The sequence below is a fragment of the Winogradskyella ouciana genome (genome assembly GCF_965284585.1).
Taxonomy (GTDB): Bacteria; Bacteroidota; Bacteroidia; order Flavobacteriales; family Flavobacteriaceae; genus Winogradskyella; species Winogradskyella ouciana.
Genome location: NZ_OZ260095.1, coordinates 168,012 through 188,270, shown reverse-complemented (window position 1 = coordinate 188,270; position 20,259 = coordinate 168,012). Strand labels below are relative to the sequence as shown.

The following is a 20,259-nucleotide window of genomic DNA, read 5'->3' as shown; positions in this document are numbered from 1 at the left end:
CTTTATCTTTAACGCATTAAAGAACGACTAAACGAAAAACGACTAAACAATAACATGAGTTTTTTTAAAAAAATATTTTCTTCTGAAAAGAAAGAAACCCTAGATAAAGGTTTAGAGAAATCTAAATCCACTTTTTTCAATAAATTAAATAAAGCCGTTGCAGGAAAATCTAAAGTAGATGATGACGTTTTAGATAATCTTGAAGAGGTCTTAGTAACTAGTGATGTTGGAGTCAACACTACGCTTAAGGTTATTGAACGTATTGAAGAGCGCGTGGCTAAGGATAAGTATTTGGGAACTTCAGAGCTCAACCAAATTCTACGGGAGGAAATAGCAGGTCTATTATCTGAAACCAATTCTGGAGAAGAAACAGAATATAAAATTCCAGAATTACCAGCTCAAGAAAATGGGCAAAAAACACCATACGTACTTATGGTAGTTGGTGTTAATGGTGTTGGTAAAACCACAACTATAGGTAAACTAGCATACCAGTTTAAAAAGAAAGGCTTAAAAGTAGTCCTTGGTGCAGCAGATACGTTTAGAGCTGCGGCAATAGACCAGTTACAAGTTTGGGCAGATCGTGTTGATGTGCCAATGATAAAACAGAAAATGGGTTCTGATCCAGCATCTGTGGCATTTGATGCAGTGCAGTCTGGCGTTAATCAAAATGCAGATGTGATTATCATTGATACGGCTGGAAGGCTGCACAACAAAGTCAACCTTATGAACGAGCTCACCAAAGTAAAACGCGTTATGCAAAAAGTGGTAGGTGATGCACCTCACGATGTCTTGTTGGTTTTGGACGGTTCTACTGGTCAAAACGCATTTGAGCAAGCCAAACAATTTACTGCAGCTACTGAAGTGACGTCTTTAGCAGTAACCAAATTAGACGGAACGGCAAAAGGTGGAGTGGTAATCGGAATATCTGACCAATTTCAAATTCCTGTAAAATATATTGGAGTAGGAGAAGGTATTGAAGACTTACAGGTCTTTAATAAGTATGAGTTTGTGGATTCTTTTTTTAAGTGACAAAGAAAAGTTTTGTCATGCTGAATTTATTTCAGCATCTCATAAAGTTTTAGATTATCTTTAATTATGAACATAACTTTAGATTTTAAAGATGATAAAATTCTAAAACCTCTCACAATAATAACGTTATTGTATGCTATTCTTATAGTCCTTAACTATCTATACAATTTCATATCCTATTTCTTTCAGCCCAAAAATCCTTTGCTTCCTGACTGTTTAGCTGAATATATTGCATTTCCACTTTACTTTATAATACCTGTCTTTTCACTGATTGTTCTTGCAAGTATTTTCAGTTTACGTAATAACGAATTCAATCTTTTTAGGGTTTATATTCCATTTTTATTTTCAATTCTATTTTTTATATTTCAATCTAAGATTTATAGTTTTTTAATCGGTGTTAATCCATTTTGTACTTAGTTAAAATTTGTACAAGGTTTTTGTATTTTTATAAAAAATACTACCATGCGTCACATTTATTTTCTATTCATTTTCGTATTCATTTTTTCATGCAAAGATTCAAAGTCCAATGACCCTCAGACTCCGACTGAAGCTTCAAAAACCAAAATTGATAATACTGAGGTTGAAGACGATTCAGACCTAAGTGCCATTTCAACTAAAGACTTTAGGGAGTTTAAAGTACTGGATTCCAAAAATCTCACTATGGTAGACATTTGGGCAGATATCAACTCACAAATGGAAGACTTTACGGAAGCAGACTATAATCGCCTAAAACCTTATATTTTAGAGAAGGACATTACCGAGCTGCAAGTCAATAGAACACGCAATAAGTTTACCTATGAAGAACTTACCAAATTCTATCTCTATCGCATAAGAAAGTTTGATAGAGAAAATCCATTGTCATTGAATTCGGTAATTGCTATAAATCCGGATGTTATTGAATCAGCAAAGCAAAAGGATCAAAATTTTAAAGATAGAGGAATGAATAAGCATCCTGTTTATGGAATGCCAATTCTGCTAAAAGACAATGTAAATACATCAGATATGCCAACTACGGCAGGTGCATTAGCTCTAAAAAATAATAGAACTGATGATGCTTTTATTGTAAAACAACTTAAGTCTAATGACGCTTTAATACTTGGAAAAGCCAATCTAAGTGAATGGGCATATTTCTTCTGTGGTGATTGCCCAAGTGGTTATTCAGCCATTGGTGGACAAACTCTAAATCCTTATGGAAGACGAATTATGGATACAGGAGGGTCAAGTTCGGGTAGTGGTGTAGCTGTTGCTGCCAACTTTTGTGCAGCGGCAATTGGTAGTGAAACAGCTGGTTCTATCTTATCACCAGCGAGTCAGAATTCGGTTGTTGGTTTAAAACCGACTATTGGCTTAGTAAGTAGAAGTGGCATTGTACCAATCTCTTCTACTTTGGATACAGCAGGTCCTATTACCAGATCTGTTAGAGATGCAGGAATAGTTCTCAGTGCAATTTACGGTTATGATAGTTCAGACACAAAATCCGTTAACCTCAATACAACTTTTGGTTATTTTGTAAAACCTTCAATGGATGCTCTAAAAGGCAAACGATTCGGCGCTCCAAAACGACTCATAGAAGACACTTTGTATGTAAACGCACTGGAAGTTTTAAGACAACAAGGTGCTGAAATCGTTGAAATTGAAGAAGAAAAATTAGGCTTACCGAATTTTATTCGGCTTTTAAACCTAGATATGAAAAAGGATTTACCAGTCTATATGGAAAGTTACGCCAATAAAAATATTAAGGAAAGAACAGTGACTGATATGATGGCTTATAACATTAAAGATTCTTTAAATACCATGCCTTATGGTCAAAACCTTTTTCAAGGTATAGCCGATGATACAGGCGATGAAGAGTTTTTGATGCGTATCAAGGATACTTTAAAAACCAACGGAAGACAATATTTTGATATACCTATGAATAAGCATAATCTCGATGGGTTTTTATCAATTAATAATCGTCATGCGGCTTTTGCTGCGGTTGCGGAATATCCTGCATTGACCGTTCCGATGGGCTACACCAAAAAAGGTGAACCAAAAGGATTGACATTTATAGCCAAACCTTTTCAAGAAAAGCAATTATTGGAATGGGCTTATGTATATGAACAGGCTTCTAAAGCACGTAAGGCACCAAAGGATTATAATTAGTAATTTCAACAATCTAAATTCTACAATCGCATATCGTAAATCATTATGTATCTTTGCAGACTGATTTACAAAAAGCATGCGTACAAAAACCTTAAAGAAAAATAGAATCAATGTCGTTACCCTTGGCTGTAGTAAAAATGTTTACGATAGCGAAGTGTTGATGGGACAGCTTAAAGCTAGTGGCAAAGATGTGGTGCACGAACAAGAAGGTAATGTTGTGGTTATAAACACATGCGGTTTTATCAACAATGCCAAGGAGGAAAGTGTAAACACTATATTGCACTACATGCAGAAGAAAGAAGAAGGCGAAGTTGATAAGGTTTTTGTGACTGGTTGTCTAAGCGAACGCTATAAGCCAGACTTACAAAAAGAAATCCCGAATGTAGATCAGTATTTCGGAACAACGGAATTGCCAGGTTTATTAAAAGCCCTTGGTGCAGATTATAAACATGAGCTCATTGGGGAAAGACTTACAACAACTCCAAAGAACTATGCTTATTTAAAGATTGCTGAAGGTTGCGACAGACCTTGTAGTTTTTGTGCCATTCCGTTGATGCGAGGTAAGCATAAAAGTACTCCGATTGAAGACATTGTTGTAGAAGCAGAAAAGTTAGCTGCTAATGGAGTGAAAGAGCTTATTCTTATCGCTCAAGATTTAACCTACTACGGACTGGACTTGTATAAGAAAAGAAATCTGGCCGAATTACTCGAACATCTTGTTAAAGTTGAAGGCATCGAATGGATTCGTTTGCATTATGCATTTCCAACAGGGTTTCCGATGGATGTTTTAGATGTCATGAAGCGCGAACCTAAAGTTTGCAACTATTTAGACATTCCGTTGCAGCATATATCAGATTCAATTTTAAAGAGTATGCGTCGTGGAACTACCAAAGAAAAAACCACCAAATTACTTAAAGAGTTCAGGGCTAAAGTGCCAGAAATGACTATAAGAACCACATTAATTGTGGGTTATCCGGGTGAAACTGAGGAAGATTTTGAAATTTTGAAAGAATGGGTCAAGGAGATGCGTTTTGAGCGTTTAGGATGTTTTACCTATTCGCATGAAGAAAATACACATGCTTATAATCTTGAAGATGACGTTCCTGAAGACGTAAAGATGCAACGTGCCAATGAGATTATGGAAATACAATCCCAGATTTCTTGGGAACTCAACCAAGCCAAAATAGGGCAGGAGTTTAAGGTCGTAATTGACCGAAAAGAAGGAAACTACTTTGTAGGTCGAACAGAATTTGATTCTCCAGATGTGGATAACGAAGTATTGATTGATGCCACTAAAACCTATCTCAAAACAGGTGAATTTGCAACCATAAAAGTGATTGAGGCGGAAGACTTCGATTTATATGGTGAGGTTATTGCTTAGAAAAAAGCAGGCTTGCGCCTGCTCTTTAACAACCAACTAAATAACTTGTAAATTAAAATTAGTCCCATTGCTTTACAGTTGTAGTTAAACCTTGATATAAAGCAATGCCTGTCCAATCACTTGTTAGATCTTCGCTATCACCAAACCTATATTTAAAGTTATGATCCGCTAAGTTTACATAGGCTAGTCGTCCAGAGATACCCAAATAAGATGTTGAATTAAAATTTTGCGAATTTCCTTTTAAAACGAAATACTTATCACCAGCATTATGTTCTGGTAAAGTTTGGCCTAAGTCAATAAATCCCTCACTGATGGAATTACTAGAGATCTTAACCTTAGCATCCGTTACATTATCATCATCACCTTTATATTTTATAGCAAATACGTATTGTAAAGGAGCGATGTCAACACCATTATTATTTGAATATGTATAATATCCAGAGTCATAACTTATTGATTCACTAGTGTTATAATGTTCGTCTGAAGTACTCGTTTTTTCAACTAAATATAATGCTGTTGCAAGCAAATTATATTCATCTTCAGTTACTTGTATCCACTCACCATTCTGAGCATTTATATAAGCTTGTTGTGAGGTGTTTAAAAATGAAAATATATCATCAATATTGTTTAATGAGATTAGTACACTCGATGTTGCAGTATCAATAGAATTAGTAACGGAGATTGTAGCTTGTATAAGCGGATTGATTTCATAGTCAAACTTTAAAGGATCATTAACAAATATTTCTCCTGTTGTACTATTTATAGCAAATGCTCCATTTGCTGTTTGGCTAGAAATACTATATAATAATGTTCCTGTTAGATTTGTAGCTACGGTACCAAGAGATTGTCCTTCAGTTGGATTTTCATCTATAGTTTGTAAAATGTCTGAGGCACTTGGAATAAAACTATCGCTGTCTTCATTACTGCATGAAACCATAATGGTCATTAAAGTAATGATAATCAAAAAGCCAATTAAATTTTTACTCACGTATATAATATTAAGCCTTAGGTGCTCGTGATTTTTTTTTGAAAAATTCATAATGTTTGTGTTTTGTGGTTTAACTTTTGTTTTGGTAGCGACTTGCAACTGGACGTCTGCAGCCTAATCCAGTGCAAGGCACCACAAAACTGGTTTGCCATTAATTAATGACACCACAAACTTATTTTAAGAAGTGCTAAGAGTAAAATAAATCAAGCGGACATTAAGTGGACACACTAAGAATTGGGTTGGACAAAAGGTGGACTAAAATAATTAAATTAATGAAAATCAATTGTTTAAAACATTTACAAAATGACATATGACTATACGAAAAAGACAGATGTGCAATTAAAAAATGGTATATCTAATCAATAGTATGTCCAAAACATAGAATATAGCCATCAATATCTTCAATTTCAAAATCTCTGTTGCCATATTCAGTATTTTGAAGCGGTTTTATAATTGAAATAGCCTTGGCTGTAAATTCTTTATAGAGTTGGTCTGCATCCTCTACCCAAATGTAGGCATCCCAAGCTCCTTGTCCTTCAGTGTGCCAACCTGCTTTAATAAATGGAATTCGATTTGGTTGTATATGTCCAGACTCTTTTAATTGCCTAAGCATTACTGAAAAATTATCACGACTCAGAATAGCAAATTTTGGACCTTCTCCAATAAAATCGATTTCAAAACCAAGTTGTTTAGAGTAGAAGTCGACTGACTTTTCTACATTTTCTACAATCCATTGAATACCTACCCTTTTCATTAAAGTTATTATTCTGCCATTTCGTAAGCCTCGCGCATCCAGCCAATTAATTCATCATCAATATCTTCAATAGATGTTAGTTGAACTCTATGTGTACACATGGTGCCAAATGGTCCTGAATTACCAAGGCGGTCTTTAGTTGGTTTATCAGGTAATTTTAAGCCTAAATCAATTCGTGTTTTTGTGGCTGGTTTTATAAGAACGAATTGACGTTTTCTTATAATGCTGACACTTGTCTTTTTTGGTGTGACAGTGACATCTTCACCAAATCCTTTAACAATAGGCAAAAGCTTTTCGTAAATAGGGAAGAGGTTTTCCTTGCCTTTATATTGATTGGTTACCAAATCCTCATTAGAATTATTGTCGTCTTTAGAAAGTGTAACGATGGTATTGGCAAAGCCATGGGTTACACCATGTTCTGTCTTTAAAAATTTCACACCTTCAGAATGTTTGGCAAAGGCTTTTGCTTTTAGAATTTTCTTCCATTCTTCTAATGACTTACCAGTTTTCTCTGGCATATTGTTAATCATGGTTTGTAGTGCGTCGCTCATATCAGTTTACTTTTTATAATCTTGTCATTTCGACAGAGTGAGGAACGAGCGACGAGAAATCTAAAAATTATGAGATTCCTCTTCGTGCCTCATTCGGAATGACAGATTTATATTATAATTTTTTATTTTGGTCTAAGTGTATTAACATAAGCAAAACTCTGTTCAAAATAGTTGACCATTAGTGCTTTGTTTTCCCAAAGTGATTCAGGTACCAAGACATAATCTTTCATTTTAGCACCGTAGGAATAATAATGACCAGTACTATACTGTTCCATAAACTTAGTCGCTTCATCTTTCGGTAAACGAAGACCAATTTCGGCATCCTTGTTTAACAGGGTAAACATATAACCATTAGATGAGGTATAAATCATCGTTTTTCCTTTACGTTCAAAACCGTTACAGGCTTCTGTAATATCATCATATATTTTTAGTGCGTCGTCCCAAGTCATAATTTAACGATATTCTGGGTTTTCAAAATTCCAACGCGTACCATCGTCCCATTCCTCGCGAGAATTTCCGTAAGCAGAATAACCGTTATTTTCCTTTAGCATTTTGGCCAAGTGCAATAGATTGTAAGTCATAAAGGTGGTATTTCTATTGGTAAAATCATTGTCCTTTGCACCAGATTCCTCATCGCGATAACTTGGCCCAGGACCTGCTTCTCCAATCCAACCGCAATCTGCTTGTGGTGGTATGGAATAGCCAATATGTTGTAAGGCATACAAAATACTCATGGCACAGTGCTTAATGCCATCTTCGTTACCTGTAATGATGCAGCCACCAACTTTGCCGTAAAACAGATATTGCCCTTTGTCATTCTGTTTACCGCTCATGGCATAAAAACGCTCTATAAGTTTAGTGGCTACAGATGATTTTTCTCCCAACCAAATTGGTGTGCCGATAATGCAGATATCAGCTTCAAAAATACGTTCAAATAGTTTTGGCCATTCATCAGTTTCCCAACCGTATTCCGTCATATCTGGATAGACTCCTGGTGGCACATCATGATCTACAAACCTTATTTCCTCGACCTGTACACCTTCCTTTTTCATTATTTTTTTTGAAACATCTATTAAGCCTTGTGTATGGCTCATGCGAGGTGACTTTTTTAATGTACAATTAATGTACACAGCCTTTACATCTGAAAAATCTGGTTTTGACATGGTTTTAGAATTTTAAACTTAAGTAAAAAAAAAGGTTTCGACTGCGGTCAACCTGACAATGGAATTATATATGCTGATCTACCAAAATAGCATTACCATCTGGATCGAGCACCACAAAACTTGCAGGACCTGATTCGGAATCGGTTTCAACTTCACTTGCAAACAAAACATCCTTTGATTTTAAATGCTCTTGAATCTTACGCACATCATCGTATTGCTCTAACGTATTGGCATCTTGATCCCAACCAGGATTAAAGGTAAGAATGTTGTTTCCAAACATACCTTGAAACAGACCAATCAATGTGGATTCGTTTTTCATGATGAGGTAGTTCTGTTCTAAACTACCAGCAAATACCGAAAACCCTAAATGTTCATAAAAGGTTTTTGATGCCTTAATGTCCTTAACGGCAAGGCTTACAGAAAATGCTCCTAGTTTCATAATCGTTTGATTTTTAATTAGTTCTTAAAGGTAGTGAAATTGGTTAATCAAAAAAAGTCACATCGCGTAATGTGACTTTTCTATGTATTGGTGAGCCGCTTTCAATTGAGCATTCACCTAACACACTTTCTTACAATGAAAGTAGTTTAACCTGTTTTTATTTGCGAAATACTGATTTGTTTCTCACCGGTAAAGCGTTTTGATATTCCGTAGACAGAAAAATAATGTACTTGATCGTCATCTAAATCGACAATTTTTTTATCGTCGAGCGTAAAAATTAAATTTTTATCTGAATTTTCTAAATGTAAGTAGTTGCTTTTTAAAGTGACATTGTATAGGTCATTAATAAGTGGAGCATTATCTAGTTGACCTTCGTACTGAATCACAAAATAATTAAAGGTTTTTTTATTTTTTTCATTTAATGAAATAACAAGTTCACCTGTATTATGTTGATGAAACTTCACGTCAAGTTTAATTGGGTTTATTTTATCAAAAACAATTTCTTTGGATTTCACGGATTCAAAACTTTCCTTTTCTTGGCCGTATGAACTAATAAAAAACAAAGTGAATACGATGCAAAAAAGGAAACCTTTAAGAATAGTTTTCATAATTTAAATTTTAAAAGTTATACATGTCTCAAAATTAAAGAAGCCTTTTTGAAAAAGTCAAGTTCAAAACTGTTAAAAATTGTTAAGCCATCTATGATTTATCAAAGATTTTTGTGATTTAACAATATAGGCTTACTAAACCCTAAACCTTCCAATTTATCCAATTGGGTAGCAGCATCACCAACAATTAAATAAATCATTTGGTTGGGTTTAATATAATCTTCAGCTAAGGCTTTTACATCTTCAACGGTCATTTCACTCACTATTGCTTGGCGTTGATTGGCATAATCGTCATCTAAACCAAAGTTGCTAATATTGCTAAGCATGTTGAGTTTTGCACCGAGGGTTTCAAAAGCTCTGGCTGTGCTTTTAATCGTAAAGCCTTTAGTGACATCCAAATCCTCTTGATTGTAGTTTTTGCCATAGTCTTCCAAAATTTGTTTCACCAGACTCGTTGCTTCATAAGTGACATTGGTTCTAATACCACTACCTATTCTAAAATAACCTTCGTGAGCAGTGCCATTAAATCTAGAACTGATACCATAAGTATAACCTTTGCCTTCACGCAGTTGCTGTGTGAGTTGCGACGCAAAACTTCCGCCACCAAGTCTGTAATTCATAACCGTTGCAGGATAATAATCCTTGTGCGTAGCTTGTAAAGCAGGATATCCAAAACGGATTACGGATTGCTTAGCGCCTGGCACATCGTAGAAATAAACTATGGATTTTTCAGGATATAACGGCATTGGTAATTCTGGTAAAGCAACATCCCTTACTTCCCAATTGTTATTGATGCTTTGCAGGGCATTGACCACTTTTTCTCGTGAAATAGCACCAACCACATGCATATTGGTCAGTTTTGGTGTGAGATTGGTATTGTAATAGTCTTGCAGATCCATCATTGAAATACTATTGACCGAATCCTCAGTACCATTGTTATTGTATGCCAAAATATTGTTGTCTCCATAGAGCAATTTTGAAAATTCATTATCAGCAATACTGTTAGGATTGGCTTTACTACGTTGAATACCACTGATGGTACTTTGTTTCAATAAATCGAACTCTTTTTCATCCCAACGTGGTTCTAAAAGAATCTCAGTAACCAAATCCATTGTGGCATCAAAATGTTTAGATAAGGTGGTGCCAGAAATGGTAATATTATCGCTTGTAGCATACGCATAAATACTGGCGCCCAAACTTTCAATTGCATTCTCAAGCTCTTCTGGAGTTTTATTTTTGGTGCCTTTGGTCATAAGATTAGCTAAAAGATTAGAGACACCAACTTTATCCTTATTTTCTAATAAAAGACCACCAGCAATCTGCATTTCGAATTGTACTAAAGGCACTTCATCATTTTCAATACCATAGACTTTAATACCAGATGATAGTTCTTCTTTCCAGACCTCTGGAATGTTCAGCTCTGGACTTTCGCCATAAGGAGGCTCTACACTTCTATCAAAACTGCTTGGTGTTTTTTCGTAAGTGGCCACAACACTTGGGTCGAAACTTTCTTCCGCGCCTTCGACTATTTTTTCCTCCACAACATTGGCCAATTGCGAATTGTCCAATACCAGATGTTTCTGATTTTTAGGTACAAAACTGGTTGCGATATAGTTTTTATTCTTAATGTAGGTGTTATAAACTCGCATTACATCCTCTGGAGTCACTGCAAGTATATTTTTTACATCTTGATTAATGAAGCCAGGATCGCCAGCAAAGATTTCATACTGAGCCAATTGAAAACCTTTGCCTAAAACGCTTGAAAGGCCTTGATAAAAGTTGGTTTCTTGCCCAGCTTTGATACGGTTGAGGTCTTTTTCTGAAATACCATTGTTTTCAAAATCCTTAAAACCGTCTTGAATAGCCGAAGCCACGTCATTTAAATCCGTTTGATCAAAAGCAGTAACACTTAATGCTAATTGTCCAGCAATTTCAGATGAATTTTGATACATCCTAACATTACTGGTAAGCTGCTCGTCTTCTACAAGAACTTTATAAAGTGGTGCTTTTTTTCCTTGGGTTAAATATTGTGATAAAACACTTAGTGCATAGGAATCTGGATGATACTGATAAACCGTTGGCCAGGTCATGGTTAATCTTGGTGCTCTTGCAAAATTATCTTCGTAATATAAACGCTTAGACGACTTTAAATTAACAGGCTGTTTTTCAATTTTTGGAATGTCTTCTCCTCGTGGAATTTCGTCAAAATACTTTTTTACCCAAGCTTTGGTTTGCTCAACATCAATATCTCCTGCAATGGTCAATGTTACATTATTAGGCACGTACCAACGTCTAAAAAACTCTTTAACATCGGCTAAAGTTGCGTTTTGTAAATCTTCCAAAGACCCAATCACTTCCCAACTGTAAGGATGCCCTTCAGGATAAAGGTTTTTGTTTATGACATAGGAATTATGTCCATAAGGCTGATTATCTACACGTTGACGTTTTTCATTTTTAACCACTTGTTTTTCCTTTGCCAAAACGGGTTCGGTTACCGTATTTATGAAGTATCCCAATTTATCGGCCTCTGCCCAAATCATTTTTTCCAAAGCATCTTTTGGTACGGTCTGAAAATAATTGGTCCTGTCTCTACTCGTGGAACCATTAGCACCAGAGCCACCAATACGTGCGCTCATTTGGTCTAATCCTCCTTTGCCCAGATTTTCGGATTCTAAGAATAATAAATGTTCAAACAAATGTGCAAAACCGGTTCTACCTTCTTTCTCCCGTGCAGAACCTACGTGAGCCGTTAAGGCTACAGCTGCCACAGGATCGGATCTATCTACATGCAGAATGACTTGCAAGCCGTTGTCTAAAGTAAATTTTTCGTAATCCACTTTAAACTCTGGTGAGGTGTCTTTGGTTTCGTTTTGTTTACAAGAAGAAATAGTAAATAAAACTAGCAAGACTAAAAGTGATGATTTTAAATGTTTCATGATTTTATTCTTTGATTGATTTTAGTTGTAAATAATGTTTTCTAAATCTTTTTTGTCTCCAGTATAGATTTTGAAAAAATCTGAAGGATTATTTGCAATTACTTTTGCAGGCTGTTCGTGGTCGTGAATAAGTCTATAAATTTTTCCTTTTTTGTCCACAGCAATGTAGTTGCCATCTTCTATATCTAAAATTGTATAGAATGATTTTTCGTCTAAATTGATTTCAAAAGTAAAGTCAAGTTCTAGTAATTCAAGCTGATCTTTATTGAGAGGTTTAAGTATCTTTTCTACAATTTTCTGATCTGGATTTTCCCTTTTCAGATGCTCTAAATGAATTTCGTTTACCTGAATTTCATTCAAATCAAACAGTCTGTGAAAATTCTCTGGATGTTCGGTTGTTATTGTACTTAATGCATCATGAGAAAAAGTTAACTTAATCGGTTCAAACTGTTTAGTCTTTCTATTTAACACAGAGACACCCTGTAAATTAAAATAGGTTTTATGATTTTTATTAACTACTGTAAACGCCTTTTCACTATAACTCCTTCCAAGAAAAATACTTTTAGGGTTTTCTAAAAGACTAATATGAAAAAACTTTGAAATACCGAATACTTTCCTCAATTGAGGCATTTGAGATTCCAACGCATTGATGAGATTTATTTCAAATTTCTCGATATGCTTTTTCTTTGTCTTTCTATTGAAAAGTCCCATTTTCAAAGTTTACAGTTCATAAGCATTATTATTAACAAAGAAAACGGAGTTCACTAAAAACAGTTTTCCATTTTCCCAAAAACTTCTAAACATGGTATTATCCACAAAATAGATAAAACTACCGCTTCCCATACGCTCTTCACCAAAAACCAAAGTATTATTCAGTTCACTCAATGCATCTTTACCAGCAAAACCTGAATACACTTTAGTATTGTCTAAGTGAGCGACATTGTAGCCACCATCTAAAAGGCTATAAGCTGAACTTCCTAGTTTTAGCGTAAAGTAATTATCATCATAACCAAATGCCATTGGATGTGTGTTATCGACTTTGGTTTTGAATATAGCACCTGTAATAAGATTGTTGGTGTACTCGCGTTCGCGCTCAGCATAAGGTATTAAGTTGTTTTTATCTGGTGTCTTTTCCGATTCTTTATATTTTAAAGAAAAGCCTTCTTTGCCAGCAAAACTTCTAAGGGCACCATCAATGGCGATGACTTTTCCACCAGCACGTACCCAATCCTTTAATTTTTTCATATTGTCATCATTGAGTACACTTCCATAGTAACCATTAGGCATTATCAATACATTGTATTTGCTGAGATTTGTTCGGCTGAAATCGTCTGTATTTATAGAGGTTAAAGGGTAATGTAATTGTTGCTCAAAGAAATGCCAAATAGCGCCATAACTTAAAGATGACGTTCCTTCACCAGAAAGTATGGCAACCTTTTGTTTGTTGATGAGCTTAATATCAGGCGAACCAATATCTGGAGTGGTTTGGGAAAAGCCAGAATTAATTTGCGTTAAAGAACGTTTATGTTTTTGGGCAATGGTATTGAGCATACCTACAAAATCTTCAATGTGCTTATTGTCGCCTCTGGTGATGATCAAAGAACCACTTTCAAAATTTGAATTGTTTGAACTGAATGGTTTTTCGGTAAACCTCACCTTAAAATCGTGCTTTAGTAAGTCTGCTAAAAACTGGGCGTCGTCTATAGAATTCCATTTGCTCACATAACCATAAGCCTCATATAGAATTTTCAGTGCTTTAGGTTCAAACATTTCGCTACTACTTACTTTAGATGTACTCGCAATGGCATCTAAACCATAAGCGTAAGGTACTGACCATGCCGTAATATCATAGGTGAGTGAATCTGCTAGTTTAGCATTGGGTTCAAACAATACTTTTACCATTTTTCCCTTGGGTTGGTTGGTATGGACTACTACTGCGTCTTTATTAACGTTCATACTACTTTGTTGACCAGAGGCATAATTATATCCTGACACTTTAGAGCCACTAGCATTTTCAAACGTAATCTCATGTTTGTTGAGTAAGTCTTTTAGGCTATTTAATTTGTCAGCGTTACCTTTTACGACATAGCTTTTATATTTCAAGTTGGAATTGTCAAAGAACTTAGCAAATTCCGTATTAAGTTGTTTGGCGTTTTTTGAAGCAATTTCAACCGTTGAAAGTCCTGTTACTGTATGGTGCGTTAAGCGATCTACTAAGGTTAATACCTCACCTTCGTCATTTAAAATACCAAGTCCTGCCATGCCATGTCCACCTTGTTCGTAGGTCATACCAATCGCTCCCATGTATGTTGGATAGGTATCACCATAGCTCGGGTAAAATAAATCAAAGCGTTCTCTGGTAAAAAACAACCAGCCTTCAGCATCAAAATATTTGGCGTGATTTTGACCTATTTGCGTCTGAAAATTACGTTGCCAATCACTGATGATTTCATGAAACGGTTCTGCAGCAGGGGCAAAATAATAGGGTTCGTTTGGTCCTTGTTCATGAAAATCGACATGAATATGCGGCATCCATTTGTTATAGACCTGTAATCGTTGCTGGGTTTCAACCTGTGTTGCCCATGCCCAATCCCTGTTGAGATCAAAAAGATAATGGTTTGGTCGTCCACCTGGCCAAGGTTCTTTATGTTCACTGGCTTGTTGGTCGATGTCGTATGGTTGGCTTGCGGTTTCATTATACCAATTTACATAACGATCGCGACCATCTGGATTAATGCACGGATCAATAATCACAACCGTGTTCTCCAATAAATCTTTACGTTGCGTTAGGAGCTTGTAAAGTGTTAGCATAGAAGCTTCAGTACTAGACGCTTCATTACCATGAACATTATAGCTCAACCAAACAATGGCAACATCAGTAGAACTTGGTGTGCCTTCTAACAAGCCTGTATTTTTTAAGTTGTTTTCTCTTATGGTTTCAAGATTACGTATATTAGCTTCACTCGATACATAAGCCAAATACAATGGTCTGCGCTCATAGGTAGTTCCATATTGCTCAAGCTTTACTTGATTAGGAACCGCTTCAGCAACGGCTTTAAAGTAGTCAACCACTTGATGATGACGACTGAATTGTGTGCCAATCTCATAGCCTAAAAATTCACTTGGTGTTTGAATATTTTGGGCAGTAATAAAAGTTGAAGTAGTGAAGGCAATAAAAAGGATGAAGAATAATTTGCGCATGTGTTTGTTGGTTTTGGTATAAAGCTAGTAAATATAATTAGGGATTTTGAGAATATGATACTTGTTGTTTTGAATTAACTAAAAATTAGCAGTTAAAATTTACAGTTGCCGTATATTTATACTTTGATAATAATTTTTTATGCCAACTGATTGTATTCCTTTTAGAGAAACCAACTATTTCTCTGATTTTATCTGTAATTACCTTGATGAAAAACTTGAATTAAGGCCGTTTTACAATCGATTTCCGACATTAGAAAATTTCAAAGCACAGATAGAAGAAAAAGAACGAAATTATAACCATGCTTACCGTAAAACCCTTGTAGATGTTATTATGAAGCATTATGGAGATCTGTCACTTTCTGCGGCAACTTTAACCAATGTGGATTTACTGAGACACGATAATACCTTTACGATTACAACGGGTCACCAACTCAATTTATTTACAGGTCCATTATACTTTCTCTACAAAATAATTTCAACCATAAACCTTACAAAACAACTCAAAGAGGAATACCCAAAATATAATTTTGTACCTATATATTGGATGGCTTCAGAGGATCATGATTTTGATGAAATCAACTACTTTAATTTTAAGGGGAAGAAGGTTCAATGGAATTCCAATCAAACTGGAGCAGTTGGTCACTTTGAAACAAAGGGGTTGCATGAAGTCTTTGATGTAATTTCCGCCGAGTTCGGACCAGGGAAAAACGCAGAACAATTAAAAGAATGGTTTAAGCAAGCTTATCTAAACCATACTAATTTAGCTGATGCCACACGCTATTTGGCAAATGCATTATTTGGAAAACAAGGCTTAGTGATATTAGATGCAGATGATAAGGATTTGAAGCGTTTGTTCATTCCACAGATGAAAAAGGAATTAGTTAAACAGACCGCTTTTAAAACGGTTTCTGAAACAAATAAAACACTTGAGGATTTAGGGCTTACCATTCAGGTTAATCCGCGAGAAATCAACTTATTTTATATCCATGAAGGTTTGCGAGAGCGTATTGTTGAGGTAGATGGAACCTATTCAGTTTTAGAAACTGACATCACTTGGAGTAAGGACGAATTGTTAAAACATCTTGAAGAATATCCTGAGCGATTTTCGCCTAACGTCATTATGCGACCACTATATCAAGAAGTGATTTTACCAAACCTATGTTATATCGGTGGAGGTGGAGAGATGATTTACTGGTTACAGTTAAAATCTAATTTTGAAGCTCAAGGTGTAACTTTCCCAATGCTGTTGCTTCGTAATTCGGCTTTGGTAAAAACAACAAAGCAGGCCGAAAAACTAAAAAAGCTCAATATTTCTGATAAGGATTTGTTTTTGGAAAGAAGCTCTTTTATCAACAAAAAAGTGAGGAAAATTTCTAATGTAGATATTGATTTTTCTGAACAGATCAAACATTTAGAACAACAGTTTAAAGATTTACATCAACTTGCAGAACAAACCGATAAATCGTTTCTAGGGGCTGTAAATGCACAGGAAGTGAAACAAATAAAAGGATTGAAGCATCTTGAAAAACGTTTGCTCAAAGCTCAAAAGCGCAAGCTAAAAGATCAGATTGAACGTTGTACAGATTTGCAGGAACAACTCTTCCCAAATCAAAGCCTGCAAGAACGTAACACCAATTTTTCGGAATTATACTTAGAGTATGGTGAGGATTTAATTCCTAAGCTGATGGAATCCTTAGAGCCGTTAAAAGGTGAATTTGTGATAATAACTATTTAATATTACAAGGTTAAAATCAATTCCTGTAAAGAATCTTCAGTAGAAAGATCTAGTTTTTTTCGTAATCGGTAACGTGCTTTCTTTACTCCTTCAACAGAGATATTAAGAATATTGGCGATTTCCTTACTCGATAGGTTCATTTTTAATAAGGACATTAAACGCAAATCGTTATTGCTAACGTTGGGATAGTTGCCCATCACTTTAGAGTTAAAGCCTTTGTGTACATCCTCAAAATAGTTTCTAAATTGATCCCAAGTACCATCGTTATTAATGTCTAGGTTGATAGTATTGATGACTTCTTGATACCTTCTGGAGTTGGCACCTTCTGCTTTTAATTCTTTGATCTGCGATTTTAAATCTTGCAGAACTTCATTCTTATGAGCTAAATGCAAGGCATGTGTTGTAAGTTGCTTTTCTTTAAACTCTAAATCTTTATCTAACTTTTCCCGCTCAATTTTATTGCGTTTCATTTTTTGGCGCAAGGCATAAACTATGGTTGCAGCCAAGGCCAAAGCACCAATCAACGAAATGATGAGAAACAATTTCTGATTTTCTGCACGTTGCTTTCGTTCTTCTAATAGCTTGATTTCATTTTGTTTGATGATGAGTTCTCTTTCTTTCTTTTCGGTTTGGTATTGCACTTCGAGCTCATTCATTTTTTTAATGTTCTCCTCACCTAAAATTTCATCATGTAGCTCGTGATAGTCTGTATGGAACTCATAGGCTTTTTTATAACGACCCAATCCTGCGTAGGCTTTAGACATTTCCAGAAGGTCACCAATCATTTTTTTGCGTGTTCCGGTGTCTTCAGAAATTTGTAATGCATCTTTCATGAACCTTAGCGCTTTTCTGTGCTCTCCTTTTTTGTTATAGAGTTCACCTAGATGCCTAAGATTGAGCCCGATTAAAGAGGTTTCACCATATCGCTTGCTGATTTCTAGGGATTTGTTGTAATAGTCTTCAGCAAGATCTAGGCTATCTTGTTGAGCGAGAATCCAACCAACATTGTCATAGATTCCAGCCAGATCGTTATTGTAACTTTTTTCAATATAATAGGGTTCAACTTCCAATAAAAGTGCTTTGGATTCTTCATATTCTTTTTGTCCTTTTAAGTTTAATGCCATATTAACCTTAATACTAGCTAAGTCATCCTTAGAATCTAGTTTTTCGTAAATGGTCTTGGCTTTGTTGTAATATTGATTTGAGATCTCATAGTTTTCAATATCACCTTGAATGTTTCCAATGTTCCAATAACTGGCTGCAATACTTTCTTCGGTATCTCCAATTTCCTCTTTTAACTTTAGACTTTCCATGTGGGTTTCTAAACATTCGTTATAGCGCCCTAAGCTTCTTAGGGAATTGGCCTTATTGTTCATAGCAGCGCATACTTGCGTCATATCTCCAAGTTCTTTGTACATCTCAATAACTTCATCATAGATAGGAATTGATTTTTCGTATTGAGAAGTCATGTTGTGATATACACCTAAATAGTTGGTGGTCCTAGCAATGAATTCTTTATTGCCCAATCGCTTGGCTAAAACCAATGTGCTATCTAAATAGGGTTTTGAAGCTAAGGGATCTACAAAGAGGTGTTCTGCCCACAAGGTAGCGTAGGTTATAATTTGGGTGGTGTCCGTTTGTTTTGATGCTGCTTGCAACAAACTGTCAACCTTTTTTTGATCTTGAGCGTGACCGATAAGACTACTTAGTCCGAAAACAAAAATGAGTAGAGGTAGCATTTTGTCCACCTTAGCGTGGACATCTGAAATTGTTCTAGAAAAAGGGACATTATTTGACATGGTTGAGATATTCATAGTTTCTAGTTATTAGATGGTCTTGGATAATGTTGTGTATTAATTGAATTTAAAATACTTATAATCAATTAGTTGTAATATTTAAAATAAGTGTTGTCCACCTATTATAAATATCATTAAAAATTTAAAATCTCGTTTTTTTTAGGGGTAGACAAAAGGTGGACAGCAGCATTTTTGCGGAAAATGAGGCTTTATTTTATCTAACTTGCTTAAAACAAAACTGGCCTTATAGTGAAAAAGTATGTAATTCTATTATACATTTTATGTATTGGTAATTGGTGTTTTAGCCAACAACTTTACTTTGAATTTGGTACAACCATTTCATACTTTGATTATGAAAATTCAGAAGGAAGACCATTGGATAATCTAATGTCTAAATCAAGAACCTATTATGGCTTAGGTTATAGGCAAAATATAAATGATGCCAAGACATTGTTTTTGTCACTAGGAGTGTCTTACAATAATTACGGAGCAATAGGAAGTGAAAGTAGTGTTGACAACTACTTTGAGTGGGATGTAAGTTATTTGGGAGCAAAGGCAGGTTTGGGTATAAAGTTATTTCAGCTTAGAGATCTTACGTTCTTGGCAAATGCATCTGTGGCTTCAGAGTTTTTAATACGAGGAAACCAGACCATAAACAATGATGTTTATAACCTTGTAGGAGAAGAAGAGTTTAATAATAATATACTGTTCTTCAGAGGTGGAGTAGAGATGCAGTATCCGGTTTCTAGCAGTACAGCAATTTTTGTGGGTTACACTTATGGTAAGTCAGTATTAATTAATAGTGCGGAAAATGCTGAAAAACTAAATCTAAATGCGCATCAATTTGGTTTGGGTTTTATCATCAACCTTCCAAAATGTTACTGTAGTTTTTAGATATGGAGAAATACAGTAGACAAAAGGTGGACATTGTACCAACCCTTAGTGTTTACAGGGATTTAATTATAAATTTAGATTGAATATAGAATATGAAAACGATACATAAAAATAATATGAAAGCATTTCTATCAATTTTAGTACTGTTTTGTTTTGCTCAGCACTTACAGGCACAAAGCAATTCTGGCTATCGGATTATAAGATCTAATTTAGGAAGTAGTGGCTCGGCACAAACGGTCGAAACTTCCAATGGTAGCTATAAAATAAGCCAAAGTATTGGGCAGTCTAGTGTTATTGGTACACATTATAATAATGGATACTATTTAAGACAAGGCTACCAACAACCTATGCATACCATAAAAAGAATTAGAGACCTAGACATAGAGTTACGTGCTAAGGTATATCCCAATCCGTTTAGCCAAACCTTATATATAACATTTAGTGATGTAATGCGCAATGACATTTCTATCAAAATTTTAAATATAGAGGCTAGAGAGATTCACACTCAAGTGTTTTTACCATCGCAACGATTAGAACTTCAGTTGCAAGATTTCTCTAGTGGTACTTATTTCTTAAAAGTGACCTCTGGTACAAAACGATTCAACACAAAACTTGTAAAGATTTAAAAAAACAATATAAAAC

At 35.3% G+C, this 20,259-nt stretch carries 17 protein-coding genes; 6 read left to right on the top strand and 11 right to left on the bottom strand.

What is annotated here, in order from left to right; translation table 11 throughout:
• The first annotated feature begins 54 nt into the window (after window positions 1-54).
• From ftsY to rimO, 3 genes are all read left to right on the top strand, one after another.
• Entirely contained in the window at window positions 55-1,029 is a 975-nt protein-coding gene (ftsY, locus tag ACQ65V_RS00840) for a signal recognition particle-docking protein FtsY (protein ID WP_430466529.1), read from the top strand.
• Window positions 1,030-1,491: 462 nt separating this feature from the next.
• Window positions 1,492-3,171: an amidase family protein gene (locus ACQ65V_RS00835; RefSeq protein WP_430466528.1), complete on the top strand. Its 1,680-nt coding sequence runs from the start codon at window positions 1,492-1,494 to the stop codon at window positions 3,169-3,171.
• 76 nt (window positions 3,172-3,247) lie between these two features.
• Window positions 3,248-4,552: a 30S ribosomal protein S12 methylthiotransferase RimO gene (gene rimO, locus ACQ65V_RS00830; RefSeq protein ID WP_430466527.1), complete on the top strand. Its 1,305-nt coding sequence runs from the start codon at window positions 3,248-3,250 to the stop codon at window positions 4,550-4,552.
• Between the two features lie 58 nt (window positions 4,553-4,610).
• Here rimO and ACQ65V_RS00825 read toward each other — a convergent pair whose 3' ends face one another.
• The 10 genes from ACQ65V_RS00825 to ACQ65V_RS00780 form a co-directional block, all read right to left on the bottom strand.
• The gene (locus tag ACQ65V_RS00825; RefSeq protein ID WP_430466526.1) at window positions 4,611-5,591 is read right to left on the bottom strand and encodes a cadherin repeat domain-containing protein; all 981 of its coding nucleotides are present in this window, start codon (window positions 5,589-5,591) and stop codon (window positions 4,611-4,613) included.
• A 304-nt stretch (window positions 5,592-5,895) separates the two neighbouring features.
• Entirely contained in the window at window positions 5,896-6,294 is a 399-nt protein-coding gene (locus ACQ65V_RS00820) for a VOC family protein (protein WP_430466525.1), read from the bottom strand.
• 8 nt (window positions 6,295-6,302) lie between these two features.
• Window positions 6,303-6,845 carry a DUF4287 domain-containing protein gene (locus ACQ65V_RS00815; RefSeq protein ID WP_430466524.1) on the bottom strand — a complete coding sequence of 181 codons (543 nt, stop codon included), beginning with the start codon at window positions 6,843-6,845 and terminating at the stop codon, window positions 6,303-6,305.
• A gap of 122 nt (window positions 6,846-6,967) precedes the next feature.
• On the bottom strand, window positions 6,968-7,294 hold the full coding sequence (locus ACQ65V_RS00810; RefSeq protein WP_155089344.1) for a hypothetical protein: 327 nt from the start codon (window positions 7,292-7,294) through the stop codon (window positions 6,968-6,970).
• 3 nt (window positions 7,295-7,297) lie between these two features.
• Complete coding sequence (locus ACQ65V_RS00805) at window positions 7,298-8,008, bottom strand: flavodoxin family protein (protein WP_155089345.1); 711 nt, start codon at window positions 8,006-8,008, stop codon at window positions 7,298-7,300.
• 64 nt (window positions 8,009-8,072) lie between these two features.
• The gene (locus tag ACQ65V_RS00800) at window positions 8,073-8,447 is read right to left on the bottom strand and encodes a VOC family protein (RefSeq protein WP_155089346.1); all 375 of its coding nucleotides are present in this window, start codon (window positions 8,445-8,447) and stop codon (window positions 8,073-8,075) included.
• A gap of 146 nt (window positions 8,448-8,593) precedes the next feature.
• Window positions 8,594-9,055 (bottom strand): hypothetical protein, encoded by a 462-nt coding sequence (locus ACQ65V_RS00795; protein ID WP_155089347.1) that lies wholly within the window; start codon window positions 9,053-9,055, stop codon window positions 8,594-8,596.
• A 101-nt stretch (window positions 9,056-9,156) separates the two neighbouring features.
• On the bottom strand, window positions 9,157-11,991 hold the full coding sequence (locus ACQ65V_RS00790; RefSeq protein ID WP_155089348.1) for a M16 family metallopeptidase: 2,835 nt from the start codon (window positions 11,989-11,991) through the stop codon (window positions 9,157-9,159).
• 21 nt (window positions 11,992-12,012) lie between these two features.
• A complete protein-coding gene (locus ACQ65V_RS00785; protein WP_155089349.1) occupies window positions 12,013-12,702 on the bottom strand; it encodes a hypothetical protein in 690 nt (229 codons plus the stop codon).
• Window positions 12,703-12,711: 9 nt separating this feature from the next.
• The gene (locus ACQ65V_RS00780) at window positions 12,712-15,192 is read right to left on the bottom strand and encodes a M14 family metallopeptidase (protein WP_155089350.1); all 2,481 of its coding nucleotides are present in this window, start codon (window positions 15,190-15,192) and stop codon (window positions 12,712-12,714) included.
• Between the two features lie 139 nt (window positions 15,193-15,331).
• Between ACQ65V_RS00780 and bshC the strand changes: the two genes are divergently transcribed.
• Entirely contained in the window at window positions 15,332-16,927 is a 1,596-nt protein-coding gene (bshC, locus tag ACQ65V_RS00775; RefSeq protein ID WP_430466523.1) for a bacillithiol biosynthesis cysteine-adding enzyme BshC, read from the top strand.
• 2 nt (window positions 16,928-16,929) lie between these two features.
• Here the strand turns inward: bshC and ACQ65V_RS00770 are convergent, their stop codons facing one another.
• Window positions 16,930-18,726, bottom strand: a complete 1,797-nt coding sequence (locus ACQ65V_RS00770; RefSeq protein WP_430466522.1) for a tetratricopeptide repeat protein — start codon at window positions 18,724-18,726, stop codon at window positions 16,930-16,932.
• Window positions 18,727-18,972: 246 nt separating this feature from the next.
• Between ACQ65V_RS00770 and ACQ65V_RS00765 the strand changes: the two genes are divergently transcribed.
• Together ACQ65V_RS00765 and ACQ65V_RS00760 are read left to right on the top strand one after the other, a co-directional pair.
• Window positions 18,973-19,617, top strand: a complete 645-nt coding sequence (locus ACQ65V_RS00765; protein WP_430466521.1) for a hypothetical protein — start codon at window positions 18,973-18,975, stop codon at window positions 19,615-19,617.
• A 116-nt stretch (window positions 19,618-19,733) separates the two neighbouring features.
• Window positions 19,734-20,243, top strand: coding sequence for a T9SS type A sorting domain-containing protein (locus tag ACQ65V_RS00760; RefSeq protein WP_430466520.1), 510 nt, complete (start codon window positions 19,734-19,736; stop codon window positions 20,241-20,243).
• Window positions 20,244-20,259 lie beyond the last annotated feature (16 nt).